General features: G+C 32.8%; 8 protein-coding genes. 2 read left to right on the top strand and 6 right to left on the bottom strand.

Annotated elements, in window-relative coordinates:
• Positions 1 to 36 precede the first annotated feature (36 nt).
• The 6 genes from ACSBO6_RS09730 to ACSBO6_RS09705 form a co-directional block, all read right to left on the bottom strand.
• Positions 37 to 195, bottom strand: coding sequence for a hypothetical protein (locus ACSBO6_RS09730; protein WP_498844569.1), 159 nt, complete (start codon positions 193 to 195; stop codon positions 37 to 39).
• A 502-nt stretch (positions 196 to 697) separates the two neighbouring features.
• Positions 698 to 1,099, bottom strand: coding sequence for a barstar family protein (locus ACSBO6_RS09725; protein ID WP_498844568.1), 402 nt, complete (start codon positions 1,097 to 1,099; stop codon positions 698 to 700).
• A 90-nt stretch (positions 1,100 to 1,189) separates the two neighbouring features.
• A complete protein-coding gene (locus tag ACSBO6_RS09720) occupies positions 1,190 to 8,218 on the bottom strand; it encodes a DNRLRE domain-containing protein (RefSeq protein WP_498844567.1) in 7,029 nt (2,342 codons plus the stop codon).
• Positions 8,219 to 9,725: 1,507 nt separating this feature from the next.
• Entirely contained in the window at positions 9,726 to 10,499 is a 774-nt protein-coding gene (locus tag ACSBO6_RS09715; RefSeq protein ID WP_498844566.1) for a hypothetical protein, read from the bottom strand.
• Between the two features lie 121 nt (positions 10,500 to 10,620).
• Positions 10,621 to 11,007, bottom strand: a complete 387-nt coding sequence (locus ACSBO6_RS09710; RefSeq protein WP_498844565.1) for a hypothetical protein — start codon at positions 11,005 to 11,007, stop codon at positions 10,621 to 10,623.
• Between the two features lie 118 nt (positions 11,008 to 11,125).
• Positions 11,126 to 11,902: a hypothetical protein gene (locus ACSBO6_RS09705; protein WP_498844564.1), complete on the bottom strand. Its 777-nt coding sequence runs from the start codon at positions 11,900 to 11,902 to the stop codon at positions 11,126 to 11,128.
• 999 nt (positions 11,903 to 12,901) lie between these two features.
• Here ACSBO6_RS09705 and istA point away from each other — a divergent pair.
• Together istA and istB are read left to right on the top strand one after the other, a co-directional pair.
• Positions 12,902 to 14,191: an IS21 family transposase gene (gene istA / locus ACSBO6_RS09700; protein WP_098847306.1), complete on the top strand. Its 1,290-nt coding sequence runs from the start codon at positions 12,902 to 12,904 to the stop codon at positions 14,189 to 14,191.
• Positions 14,184 to 14,936, top strand: coding sequence for an IS21-like element helper ATPase IstB (gene istB / locus ACSBO6_RS09695; RefSeq protein WP_098847304.1), 753 nt, complete (start codon positions 14,184 to 14,186; stop codon positions 14,934 to 14,936). Before istA ends, istB begins: the two co-directional genes overlap by 8 nt.
• Positions 14,937 to 14,960: the final 24 nt, after the last annotated feature.

The raw sequence follows: 14,960 nt of genomic DNA, 5'->3' as shown, positions 1-14,960 counted from the left end.
AAACATAAGATACTATATATTTTTGAATTGGTACACTTACTTTATTTTTGATTTAAACTCTTCTAAATTAAAAGTATCATTTTCTTCCCAATCATTTTCGATATTCTTCATACGTGAAACTTTTCCTGAATCTATTATGAATTTCCCTTGATAAGCCCCTAATGGAATATAGCCGCCTGTTAATCCGAGGACCATTAAATTTATCTAAAAACAAATAAACTCTCTGACCATTAGTTAAAGTATCTACATTATTTAATTTTAGTTTAGTTTCTTTTAATTTTTTACCATTTTTTGAATTAGGTGAGAATGTGCCACCCGTTTTTTACAAACTTATAAAAGAGTTTAAGGATAGGTCTAATTTATAATATGAATAATAGGAAGAAACTAGTTTCATTCTATATCTCACATCTGAAGCATTCTAGTGCGTGCTTTTCCATATTTTTCGGATAAACTATAAAGAGTTAATCAAAAATAGTGGAAAAAGGACAAACTCTGATAAGTTTGTCCTAAGTTTTAAAGAATAGTAAATTCTGAGAATATATTCGTGATTTATCACAAAAGGAAATAACTCATTTTTTTGCATCTCTACTTTTTAGGGTCTGATTATACTCTATTAAGGTTTTTTAGTTTAGTAATAAACACTTTAAAGAACATATCGATATAAGAAATAATTTATTCTATATAATGTTAACAAAAACTAATTTACTAGGTAGACATTAAAGGACTTCACTTGTCCTCCTACCATAGTATAGACAACTTCCTCCTCCCAAAAAGGCAGTATAGTATTTTTAAATCTATTAATTATTTTATTCTTAAGTTCTAATTCTGAACTTAAAAAATCATTATAGTTGTATATTACTATTGCGAAACTATCTTTTTCAATCCAATCTAAATCCCTTATCCAATCTAAATATCTGTCCATACTATCTATACAAGTTGTGGGAAAGTCAAATTCCCTCTCAATTTGTTCTATATAATCCTCCCAAGAATGAATATTTTTGCCATTTAGTTCTACTAACAACAAAGAATCAACAAGACTAAGTTCCTTTTTCAACTTTAACATTTCATTGAAGTCTACTTTAATAATCTTATTTTTCATTTACTCATCTCACTTTCTATTGAAATACATGGCTCAAAATCTCAAATAATATTAGTACAGATTTTTATACTTAGTATAAAACGATTCTTTCTATTGTATTAGTTGGAATGTACCATAATGATCTGGCGTGTAGTAAATTTTACCATTACTTCCTTTTACAAATCGCTTGTCATCTCGTTTTTGACCTGCTTTTTTATTATTAACATCAAATTCTTTATAAGTAATACGCTTACCACTTTTTGTTTTTGATGGGAGTTTTAAATTATCATTTTCATATTTCCCTCCAGCTTTTGTTCCCTTTGTCTGACCACTTACGTTTCCTTTCCAACCACTTTTACTATATTTACCATACATTTCTTGTACTTTTGCGGGTAAATTACCTAACTTGACACTCTTAATCGGCTTTATTGATCCTTTAACTTTATTGCTCGGTTTAGGAAGTTTTGGTTTATAGGTTTTAACTTTACTTGGGCCGCGGTAGGCACCGCCTCCACCGCCTTCATTTGGACCTATTTGTTGGTTAGCTTTTCCGTCACAATCTGCAAGATTAATTGGATTATTGCTTACATAAGTATAACCATTTTGAGTTATAACGTCATCTTGCTCTCCAGGTTCCGGATCAAGTGATAAGAATACTCCAGTTTCAGGTTGATAATATCTTGCAATCAAGTAATATAACTTTGTTTCTTTATCATACATATAACCCGCATAACCAAATGGATTATCATTAGCAAAACCTTGTGCATCAGATTTAATCACATTTCCCCAAGCATCGTACTCATAAGATGCGACAATTTGGCCTGATTGATCAGTTAATGCAATAACGTCTCCATGAGCGTTATAGTGGTAATAAAATAGTTGCCCTTGAGTTTTCATCGCTAGGCGTTGACCATTAGTTGAATAGATATACGATCGTAACACAGCCCCTGTATTATCTGTTTCATATAATACGTTGATACTGTCTCCATCGTAATAGTACTTTGTTGTGTTACCATCTACAATTTTTTCTATACGACGATCCAATTCATCGTAACGATAGATTGCAAATGGTGAACCTTGACCTTTCCTTGTGATAGACTCTAATTGCCCCTGTTCGTTCCACTTATAAATGTAATCTCCATCTTCTTTTCGATTACCATTTTCATCGTATAAAATTGACACAGATCCAAAGTCAATAAGTTGATTGTTAAGATTAAATTTCGCAGTAGTTTCATTTGTCAGACCATTTTTCGTTTCTTTAACAGCTGTACGATTACCAAAGCCATCATACGTATATTCTTTAATCGTCCCATCTTTTAGGGATTCTTTTTTCAATTGATCTAGATTTCCATATTCATACGAAATCTGTTGATCGTCTGCATATTCAATACTTGTTCGGTTTCCATTTTTATCGTACGTATATGTTTCATCAAGAATATCAAGCCCATCTTTGTTACCGACAACGATTTGTTGGACGTTACCACGGTCATCAAATTTATATGATGTACCTGCGCCATTACCTGCTGTGTACGTTCGCACATTACCTCGTTCATCGTAATCAAAACGATACGAATGTTCACCATCATTCACAAAGATTTCTTGATCTAAATTATTATATTGATAAGTCAATTGCTGGTTAAAACTATCATGATTAACTTTAAATTGACTTAATTCATCTGATTCAATAGGATAAATCCATTCCTGCGTCGCTCCACGATCCTCTTGCTTTATAACACGATCTTTTTCATCAAACGTTCTTGATTTTGTTCGCCCTTCGCTTAAATACTTTACTGATAATTCATTTCCATTTTTATCATAATTATATTCATAAGTTTTTTCATCATTAAAAGATACACTCTTAATACGGTCTGCTCCATCATACACATTTGTAATTATGTTACCATTTGGTAGAGTTACTTTTACGAGATTACCTGCAGCATCATATTCATTTGTGCTTTTTTCATTAAGCGGCCCCACTGTTTCTGTTAATTCATTAATTGCATCATAGAAATACGTGAAAGTTTGCTTCTTTCCTTGATAGTCTTCAATTGTTTTAGAAAGCACGTTTCCACTTTGGTCGTATTTATAACTAATTGAGGTTCCATTCTCTAATGAAAGATTTGAAAGTCGATCTGATAAATCATACTGATAGTTTATTGTATTGCCTTTTGCATCTGTTTCAGTTTTTTGATTACCATTTTTATCAAATGTTGCAGATATAGTGTTCCCTAATTCGTCTTCTCTTTTAGTAACATAGTTCTTCGCATCATCTTCATATTCATTTTTTGTAACAATAGCACCTTTTAATAAGCGTAATCCATCAAACCAAACAGTTCCTGTATAGTTTCCTTTAAATAAAGTTGACACTTCAATCTTTGTGATTCGTTTTGTTTCTGGAATTTTGATTGCTGGAATTTTGATTGCTGCACGATTCCAATCCTGCGTTCCTATTGGAAAATTAGCTACAAATTCATTTGTTGAGTTATCAGTATATGTTACTTTTCCAACAATTGCATAATCACGATCTGAAACTGTTCCTTTCCTAATAACATTGTCTGCTTTTGAAAGCCCCGTTAAAGTAATGTCAAAAGACTCATCTGATGAAGTTTGTCCTAAAATGAAAGTTTGTTTGTATTCACTGGCTGCATTTGTAGTTGCTGTTCTTTCTACCTTTAGTGAATTAGAATCTTCAAATCCATTGGTAGTATCAATAGCACCTCCAGTTCCTGTCCAATTCGTAAGTGTACCATTAAAACTACTATTTAAAATTGGGTTATAGCTTGATGAAATGTCACCCTTTTCCAATTGAATTTGATCAAACCACGCTGAACCAGATGCAGTCGGATCATAATGTTCAATTTCTAAATATACACGAATCAGTTTCGCATTCGCAGGAGTTTTAAACGATAATTGTCGTTCTGTCCAATTTCGCTTTCCTGTAATTTGACTATAACGATTATCTGTCCATAAAACAGCTGTGCCATTTGCATCCATCACTAAAACATTAAAGAAAGCATTTCCTTTTGAAACATCCGTTTTAATTAAACCACTAAGTGTATACTGCTTATTAGCTTCAATATCAAATTGTTGTGTAGCTGCTATAAATCCTTTTGCACTACTTGTCGATTGAGCTGAAAGTTTTAACGATTTGGTTCCTGTTAGACCATTTGCTGTTATTGAATCAATTGTCAGTGTTCCTGTGTCATTTGTTCTGTTAGTAGACCAACTAGTCAGGTCATTCTCGAAACTGTTATTCAATAATAAGTTTGTTGATGTGGCTAACGAGTAACTTGATTCCAAAAGATTCCCGTTACTGTTTCCATTTGTATCTTTTTGATAATTTGCAATTGATGATGTTTTACCAGTTTGGTTTGTCTCAGATACAGCGTCAAAATCATCATACGCAATCGTTGTTTTGTCACCTTCTGTATCAACAACGGACGTCCTATCATTATTCTGATTGTATTTATAGGTTTCTGTCCCATAAGTGTCTGTAGAAGTTAGAATATTCCCACTTCCATCATACGTATACTTTTCAGTTGGATCAGATGCGCCTTCGTCATTTGGGTCAGTTGTTTCGACTAAATTATTGCCAACATAATTAAATGTCGTTGTTATGTTTAATCCATCCACATCTTCGATTATTTTTGTTGGATTCGCGGCATCATTATACGTATATTGATTTTTCGATCCTTTTGGAGAAGTCAATGTAACTAAATGATTTGTTTGGTCATAATCAATTCGATACGATTGATGTTTTGGATCCAGTAGTTCAATCACATTTTTTGTTTCATCATAGACAAATTGATCAATAACTGGCTTTTCTGCCGTGTGATTAGGTTCAAATACTTTGACTAAATTGCCATCTTCATATTCATAAGAAGTCACTTGACTTGCGGATTGAGTAACACTTGTTAAAAATCCATCCTGGTAAGTATACGATACCTTATGGTTGTCTGGACCTGTCACACTAGAAATGAGTCCACTCGAATTATATTCAAACGTTAATGTTCGATTAGATGCATCCGTCATTGTCGTTAATTTTCCATTACTATCATACGTATAAGTTAACGTATTGCCATACCTGTCCTTTATTTGTGTTATTCGTCCGGTTGTTTTTGAAAAATAGATTGTTGATTGATCAGTATCCTTTAACAAATAGATATTTGAATCCTCTGTTAATTCAAGGTACACACCTGTTGGCGCTTTAAACGAACCATCCGCCTCTTTCGTGAACACGTGTAATGTACCATCTTCATCGTTAAAGCTAACTTTACTTTGATCTGTCGAAGTTACCATACTCATTTCGACATCTGAATGCCAATGCGTTCCAAATAACCCAACTGATTCAGATAAGCTGTTGTACGTTCTGTTTAAATGTAGACCTGGTCCTCTACCTGGAATCGAAAAATCATTTTCATCGACAACAAGATTTCCTGTCGCAACATTTACCTTTCCATACGGTACATCAACTAATGACCAATAGTCTTCTGTCCCTAAAAACGGAACTGCTTCTCCAATTACTGTTCTAAAATATGTTGTTGAATATACAGTTTCTCCTTGGGTATTATATGCACTTATCCTAAAGTAATAGTATGGACTAGTTGCATAAGTTGTCCCATTTTTTGCATACAGTTTAGATGGTTCGAGAGGTAATTCTACACCACCATAATTAGGATCATCCGGGTTAGTCGGATGATGTAAATTTTTCATGCCACCATCAATTTCCGATTGACTCGGCCAAATTCCTTTATTTTGTGTGGTCCAATTATCTACATCCCCTACATCATAGGATTCATAGTCTTTTCCATTGTAAACCCATACTTTATAACCTGTTGCTCCCGAAATCTTATCCCAACTCAAGTTTACGTATCCTGAGTTACTTTGACTTAAATTTGTATAAGCTCGTCCTGTTGGAGGACTAGGTACAGGGATTAGCGGAATGTATGGATAGGATGCTGCAGGTTGCACCGTCTCACCATTAGCATTATATGGAACAATTTTTAATACGTAATATCTTGGTTTATAATTGGGATTTGCTTTTTGATAGACTATAGATGGATCTATTGCTAGTTCATCACCCGATTTTGTGTTATCTAAATGTAAATCATAACTTTCTGTCGGTTTTGGCCAATACTTTTTATCTTTCGTTGTCCATGATGTCACATTGCCGATATCTAATGATTCGAAAGCTTTTCCGTTATACATTAAAAACTTGTAACCAGTTGCACCTGGCACAGGCTTCCAACTTAAATCAATATATCCGTTTGTTCCTCTAGTAAAACTATTAACAGAGGTCATTTCTGCAAATTTCAGATTTGGTATCGTCGGTTTAAAAGGTGGGTCAGATTGAGCACTTTCACCTAATGGATAGATAGCTTTTATTCGAAACCAATAATTTGTATTTGTAGGGTATTTATTTCCATTCTTTTTATATAAAGCTGATGGATCATTTGGTAGTTCTACTCCACCATCTGTACTGACATGATGCAATGTATAAATTCCACTTGCGATTTCTGATGGCGATGGCCAAATTTTCCTCCCTTTTGTACTCCAGCTTGTTACATTTCCAACAGAAAACTCATCATAATCATTCCCATTGAAAATTAACACTTTATAGCTAGTAGCACCTGGAACTGCATCCCAATTTAAATCAACGTATCCTGAATTAGTACTATCACCATATGAATAGGCTTTCCCAGTTGGTGAATCAGGAGTAGGAATTGTATAGTTAACAGATATGTATGGATTGTTATCAGAATTTGAAGTTGAAATTATTTTTTTCCAATAAGCTGATCCATTTCCGTTTTCATGTAATTTTAGACCATAATTAGTTAAAGAACCACTTAGCCAACTTTTTACTGTATTTGTAATATCGAAGTTGGCCCACTGACCCTCTCCTACAGTAGTAGTTGCTATATTTGTAGAACTAGGTTTCGTATCCCAAGTTACAGACGAATTAGACCATGATCCTGTAATACGATCTAACCAAATACCTGTTGCACTCGAAGAAGCACTATGTTTTACGTATGCATTAAATGAAGCACTAGTAATCGTTAAACCAGTTAGATTTGCTGGTAGCCCTTGGTTTAAAAATGCATAACAAGTACCAGTAGTACTATCATAATTACCAATTTTTAAGATATATGCACCTAGCCCAGAGTCCCATTTTGAAGAGGTGCTAGAATAATTAGTAGTTGGATAGGCGCTCATTACAAACGTATCTGATGAATCCGTTACAGAAGTTGTCGGATCAATAAACACTGGGAAAACTCGATCAGGACTTGCTAACCAGTTTGGATCCGCATTTAACCTTAATTTATATCCACCATCTATTTCTTCGATATCGTAGCTCACTTTATCAGATGTAACTGCTTCTCCAGAACCTTCATTAATATTCGAATCCGACATAAATGGTTTCGGCAATTCAAAAATCTTCTTATCTTCGTCATCTTTCATTTGAATATTTCCATCTTCATCAATTGTCGCTTTTAAGTCAGTTTGAATATTAAATGTAAAAATATGATAACCATCGTATTGGTGTAAAACTAAATCTTCTTTTGTATTTTGATTAAAAGTGTAGTTTTGTAAATCGATTTGCGGAAAAACACCTTCATGAACTATTTTGTTCGTATTCTCAACAAACTTGGCATCAACATCACTTGCGTTTAATGTTGTTTTATCTTCTCCCGCAGCCTGTAATAGAGACAATGACATAGAATGCCCTTTATATGAAAAATTAGCGTATTTGCCATTTGACATTGTTTTAAGGAATTCAGTATCTATCGCAGTATTTTCTGTTGTTATGATATTTGTAGTTGTATTATCTTTTACCAAATCCGGAGAAATTTCTTCGAAGTTTGTTTCTCCTGGTTCTTTCATATTTACAGGTTCAAAGTAGACTTTTTCAGTGTATTTACCGTCGCCATTATAGAATGTCTTGGTATTAGCCGTACGCTCATCAATTAATTCTCCGACTTGTGGTTCAGTATTTTCAACTGAGTTTGTTTGAACTACTGTCTCATCAACTTTTTTCGTACTAGTTAATTCTTCAGCAAATGCTTTTAATTGAATTGAACTAATCACTAAAACTGTTAACAAAATCCTAATAAAGAAAAACCTTAGTGTATGTTTCTTCATGTGTATAGCCATCCTCTTATTCAATTTTGATATTTTCTAAATAGAAACTGACCATTTTTTTCTGAATTTCATATTCCCTTCTTAATATTTTGAAAATAAATAAAATTATAAATTCGTTACATTCTTATTACAATATTTTTACTGAATATTATAAAATTTTAATGCTATACCAAACTAATCAACTATAAATTTATTAGTCTTTAAACAACTAAATATTACTATTTAATCATTTTTTCTTTACATAAAAAGATCTGAGTTATTCTCACATTAATATCAATTTTTCTAATCAATAAAAAAGCTTGAAGCCAAGTGGAATTATCCTCTTTGTCTATCAAGCTAAAGGTCACTTATATTTGATATATGACTATATTATATACAACTCAATATAAAGATTGTTTGGGTACCTTTATCGCAGACTTGTTTTGTAAATTCTCTCTTGGATGGCTGAAGAGGGACGGGAGGATTCGTAAGCATCAACGAGAAGGAATTGATGCAGCACATCTAAACGGAGTTTCTTTTAGACGACCAAAAGCCGAACGAAATGAAGAGTTTATTGAAATCTGCAATTATTGAAATCAGGGGTAATGACAGCTGTAGGAGCTATTAAAGAAATTGGTGTAAAAAAGACAACCTTTTATAAGCTTGTTAAGGACCATGAAAAGAATTAAAAAATGAATAAGGAAGAAACTCTTCACCAAAATGAACAATCTCTTTTAATAAAAAGGATATTAATGGTTCGATAAAGATTAATAGTAACATTTTCAATTACTAAAAAAAAGAATTATAATCTCTTAATCAATTGGTGAAATGTACTACTCCGGTAATTGATATTTCGTTTTAAGTTTGGTTTCAGTAAACCGTAGATTAAAAAACATAGTTAAATCAGCTAAAGAACCTTTGACATATACATACGGATACCATAACTCAGTAGTGCTGAGACATTTATTTGTATGGAAAGGCAGATTTTAACCTCAATTTTTTTGCAAGGGGTTAGTCTGCCTTCCAGCCGTTGTCCATTCCTCGATAGCTGAGTTTACAAGACCTTAAAGTTCAAATTCAAGAACAACCAAACAAAAAGATTAAAAGAATAGCTAGATAGTAGATGTAGATTAGGGGATAGAGGAACATAAGTTTTATTTTGGATGTGTGGATAACGAAAATTAAGTTACCCATACAGAGAAAATATAACTTAACTTCCCCAACTTACCTATACACGTCCGTTTTACATAAATTCGCTTATCAATCGGTAATAAAAAATAGTCCTTTATTAGGACTATAGACATGTAAATACTTACTATCTTTAAATTGGATATGTTATATGATGAAATGAATTTAAATTAAAGAGGGATCCTCGTATCAATAATAAAGACAACATTTGTTGCGTTAAAAAACTAATACAACAAATGTTGTTTTATCCCGTTTTTATTACTAAACTTTCTCGGTATATTAAAGATTAGTATGTTTATTTATTAGAAAAACTAATTTATCATTGTAAATACTACTTACTTCAAAAAACATTATTTATAAAAGTTGCGCTCCATGAACTGGATCCTTCCGTAATAGTGCAACGTTGAACTGCATTAACTACTGACCCAGTATACTTAAATACTGGCACCCAGTCGGGATCGGCATTAACAGTAAAGGAAGTGCCCACATCAAACTTCTGACTACCATTAACTATACGATTTCCACCTACATTGGTATATCCATATTGTTGGAGAGTAACATTCGTATTTTTAATACCAGTTGTTGCATCTTGCAAAGTCCAATAACCAGTTGCTTTCACTAAATCATAGTGTTTAACAGTGCCTACCATAATAATATTGTAATATACTCTTGAATATGAATAAACTGACAGCGTTGGGTCCAATGCTCCTTTTCCTATATCATACTCTAAGGTAGATATTTCTCCATTTTTTCTTTCAAATGAGGCCTCACTAAAAACTGTTGTAACATAACTTTCGACAACCGTATTCTTTTCTTTTTTTACGGTTTTAAGTTTCTGCGTTGTAATTTTTACATCTTTTTTGGAAATATGTACCGATTTTCCATTCTTATCTTTCACTTCCATCAGAGTATTCATATTTTCATCCATTTCAGAATTATCAGTGATTCCTGTCTTTGCTCTTGATAGAAGTACATTTTTATCACTAATTTCTTTTGCTTTAAAAATGACTACTTCTTTTTTCTTTATATTAGTTTCTTCATCAGCAAATACAGATGGGACAAGTAGGAAAAATGCTAAAGAAGTAAGCATAAACAGCTTTATTTTTTTATACATTTTATTTTTACCTCCTCTAACTTTGAGTTTAAAATGTGTTTCTTAAGATAACTTCGTATTAGATAAGGTTCTAGACTAAAGATATTATGAGAAATAATGGAGTGAATTTGAAACAGTATTTTTAATCATTTTTTTTTAACGTAATAGTTTCCTCTTTACCGTCCCACTTTATGTCAATTTTCATTTTTTTATCATTTCTAGTTGTTAAACAATTGGTACATCTATTGGGTAAAGATATTTCTTTGTTTTGGTCTAGTGCCTTCCCATCACCATTGAAGTCGGTTTCTCCCCCATTAATAATAATATTTAAAACTTTTATTTTTTCTGGATTCTCCCCCTTGTACTTTACTACATAAACTCCATCTTCGTTATCCCCATCTATAGTCGATTTGTACGTGCCAATCCAATTGGTACTTTCCCCTTTAAAAGCGAGGGTTTTTCGATCACAACCGACCAATAACACAAAAATAAGTAAGCAAAATAACATCAATTTTTTTTTTGTTTTCACATTATCATCTCTCCTTGTAAATCTAGTAGAAAATATAATGAATAATTAGAAACTGAGGAAAACACCTTATATTTAAATTAATAAACCTTTTGTTTTAATAGTTTATTTTAAATAGCCGTTACCACAAATTATTAGTAAAAGTTACATTCCAGGATTGAGAGCCTTCCGTAACAGTACATGATAGGGTAGACCCTACTTTGTTGAATGTCCCTTTAATAACCGGCTTCCAGGTAGATGGAGGAGTAATAGAAAAGGATGTTCCTACTGCATAGTCCTGCGTTTGATTTTGACACGTGCCACAACCAGCATCGGAAATTCCTGTTTGGCCAATTTTAACCTTTGTGTTCTTAATTCCAGTTGAAGTGTCTTGTAATGTCCAATAACCTGTTACTTTTGTTAAACCATAATGGTCCCGCCCACTTATTGAGGTAACATTATAATACAATCTAGAAAACGAATAAACAGATAAAGTTGAGTCTAATGCACCCCCTCCTTTATCAAAACTAAGAGCACTCACTGGATTGCTATTGGGATTAATTGATGCCTCTCCAAAAACTGAAGTTACATAACTATCTATTACTTCACCATTTTCTTTTACAACTCGTTTTAGCTTTTGAGTCGTACTTTTTACATCTGATTTGGAAAGAGGAACAACTGATCCGTTCTTATCTGATATATTAATTAAGGATTTTAAGTTCTTTTCTATTTCAGGGTTATCAGTAATTCCTTTCGTCGCTCTGGAAAGTAGGACCTCTTTATCATTCGTTTCTTTGGTCTCAAATAAGACCACTTCCTTTTGATATTCTTTGGCATCTACTTTTTGAGGAGAATAAATCAAGGGAGTACTCAATAACAATACAATACAAATTAACAGTTTATACTTTGTAATGTGCAAGGACTTTCTCTCCTTTCAAAATTTTCACAAATTAGTTGCAAGCGCGTTCTTCCGAAAACACAGGGGATTATTTACAGAAGATTCTAAAATTTGTATTCATCTTCTATTCTCAATATATTTCAACCGAGTTAAATAATGAAACTAATAGTCTAGAAAAAAGGAAAAAAATTACTTTTTTCTATCAGTTTACATAATGGACCTTATCGGCACATAAAAAAGATCTTCAATTTATGAAGATCCTTTTCCGCATTATAGTCTATGTTCAACTAAAAATAAGATCTAGATTTCTAATTTTTATTTCCATTTCTATACTCCTTTTTTGTTAATGAACTGAATTTGGCCAAACACTAAAATCGAAGAGAAAGAGCATAAGGAAAAACTGCCCCCAACAAGGTTGTGGGACTAGGCAAAGCCTAGTGTTATCTTGGGTACTCCATTTTTACCCAAATCGTCGGTCACTCGGCATCTCGAAAATCGGTAATCGTCGGTCATTCGGCACTCATTTATTTTATAAAATCAAAAAAAAGAAGTATAAATCACTTCTCATCTTATCTCACAAGGCTCTTTGTATCGAGCTATTCAAAAACGTACTTTAGAAACAAAATGAAAAATATAAATTTCACCTTCGTTTTAGTTAATCTATTAGACTTAGTTACAAGGTTGCTATTATAATTCGCTACTTTGCGGTCTATGACAGCAACCCTGTGATTGGGTCCTATACACGTCCAGTTTACATAAATAGACTTACCAGTAACGGTAATGAAAATGATTTTGCCCCATCTCTCTGTTAGGGAGGTGGGGAGGCAGAGTTAAAGTTGTATGCAAACTCCGTTTTCCTCAACTAAAATGGGCGTTCAAGCGAATTCATTATGATATGCGAATACATTTCGAATACACTAGTTCTGTATTACAAATGCTAATTTAAATATGTACAAGATTGATTAAATAAAGATGTACAGTTTCGACTCTCTTCTACATACTAATCCTGGGGGGATTAGTATGTACGTATCATTAGATATTCAGACCAATTATGAGATTAAGAGTCTTTTAGACTTACCGAAATTAAAGTTACTTATGGGGAGTTTGAAAATGAGAATTAACAAGAGTCAGCTAGCGAAGGAATTAAATGTAGATCGGCGTACAATTGATAAATATTTAAATGGTTTTACTCCAAAAAAAACAAAAAACAAGTCTTCAAAAATTGATGATTTCTATGAGGTAATTTCACTTTTATTATCAAAAGATTCAAAACAAGTTTTTTATTACAAACGAGTGCTTTGGCAATATTTAAAAGAAAATCATAACTTGAACTGTGCTGCTTCTTCTTTTCGTAGATACATTCAAAGTAAACCAGAATTTCAAGCCTATTTTAAAGAAGGGAAGAGAACGAATTCAACTCAATCAAGTATCAGGTTTGAGACTCCACCTGGAGAACAAGCTCAGCTAGACTGGAAAGAGGACATTCGTTATGAAACGAAAGAAGGAGAAATCGTCCATATAAATGTGGCGGTGTTATTACTTTCTTACTCAAGATTTCGTACCTTTTATCTATCTATATCTAAATCACAAAGTGTTTTATTTTCGTTTTTAACAGAAGCATTTGAATCGTTTGGGGGTGTGCCGCAGAAAATCATGACAGACAATATGAAGACTATCATGGATCAAGCAAGAACGAACTATTCTAAAGGTATAGTGAATAAACGTTTCACACAATTTGCGGATGACTTTGGATTTAAAGTGCATCCTTGTATCGCAGGAAGACCAAGGACAAAGGGAAAAGTTGAATCACCTATGAAGTATTTGGATGAAATTCATGCATATCAAGGAAAGTTTAATCTTGAAGAGCTTCACAAATTTGTACAACAACTATGCGAAAGAATTAACCATAGTTTCCATCAAGGGACAGGAAAAATACCGATTTTTGCCTTAAAACAAGAAAAGAATCTCTTATTGCCCCTACCACGGCAACAAATAAGAGATTCTTACAGAATCAAACATACGCTAGTGAAAGTAAATTCAACCAACATGGTGTCCTACAAGTCTAACCAATACTCAGTACCAGCTAAGTACCGAGGTAAGACTGTAGGTCTCCAAGCATATGATGATCAGTTATTCATTTATTATAACACGGAGTTAATTGTTCAACACAAAATTAGTCAATTAAAAATCAATTACAAGGATGAACATTACAAAGAGGAGCTAAGTAAAGCTGTTCCTTATTATCCTGATATTGATCAATTAGCTAAGAAAAATTTAAAGGCAATTGGGGATGTGTATAAAAATGAATAATTCATATCATCAGCTAATTCAAAATCTAGAGTATTTAAAATTAAAACAAATGATTCAGCATTTAAGTGAAACAATCGATTTTAGTGTAAGTAATCAATTATCCTTCGTAGAAACACTGGTTAAACTCACTAACTATGAAATAGACGTAAGAGAGAAAAACATGATTCATTCGATGGTTAAAGTGGGGGCATTTCCCCACTTAAAAGAAGTGAGTGATTTTAGTTTTGAATTCCAACCAACAGTTAATAAACAACAAATCCTTGATTTTTTGACCTTACGTTTTATTGAAGAAAAAGAAAATATTGTATTTTTAGGTCCTAGTGGAGTTGGAAAAACACATTTAGCTACCGCAATCGGAATCGCGGCAGCTAAAAAGAGAACAAGTACGTACTTTATAAAATGTCATGAATTACTTCAGCAATTAAAAAGAGCTAGGATTGAGAATCGATTAGAATCACGGTTAAAGCATTATACAAAATATAAATTACTTATTATTGATGAAATAGGCTATTTACCAATTGACGCGGAAGATGCGAAGTTGTTCTTTCAATTGATAGACCTCCGATATGAAAAGCGAAGTACGATCCTAACAACGAATATTAATTTCAAATCGTGGGATGAAATCTTTCAAGATACCAAACTAGCCAATGCCATTTTAGATCGGGTACTACATCACGCAACAGTAGTAACAATTGTTGGTGAATCATACCGAATTAAGCAACATATTTCGAAAGAGAATGAGTGATTTTGTGCATACTTAAATAATCAA

The sequence above is a fragment of the Bacillus sp. AL-1R genome (genome assembly GCF_052180195.1).
In the GTDB taxonomy this organism is placed as follows: domain Bacteria; phylum Bacillota; class Bacilli; order Bacillales; family Bacillaceae_G; genus Gottfriedia.
This window is presented reverse-complemented; position numbering and strand designations above follow the sequence as displayed.

What these genes read in the sequence shown, in the direction of transcription:
- ACSBO6_RS09730 (WP_498844569.1), bottom strand. Translation starts at nt 195, where the DNA reads ATGGTCCTCGGATTAACAGGCGGCTATATTCCATTAGGGGCTTATCAA.
- ACSBO6_RS09725 (WP_498844568.1), bottom strand. Translation starts at nt 1,099, where the DNA reads ATGAAAAATAAGATTATTAAAGTAGACTTCAATGAAATGTTAAAGTTG.
- ACSBO6_RS09720 (WP_498844567.1), bottom strand. Translation starts at nt 8,218, where the DNA reads ATGAAGAAACATACACTAAGGTTTTTCTTTATTAGGATTTTGTTAACA.
- ACSBO6_RS09715 (WP_498844566.1), bottom strand. Translation starts at nt 10,499, where the DNA reads ATGTATAAAAAAATAAAGCTGTTTATGCTTACTTCTTTAGCATTTTTC.
- istA (WP_098847306.1), top strand. Translation starts at nt 12,902, where the DNA reads ATGTACGTATCATTAGATATTCAGACCAATTATGAGATTAAGAGTCTT.
- istB (WP_098847304.1), top strand. Translation starts at nt 14,184, where the DNA reads ATGAATAATTCATATCATCAGCTAATTCAAAATCTAGAGTATTTAAAA.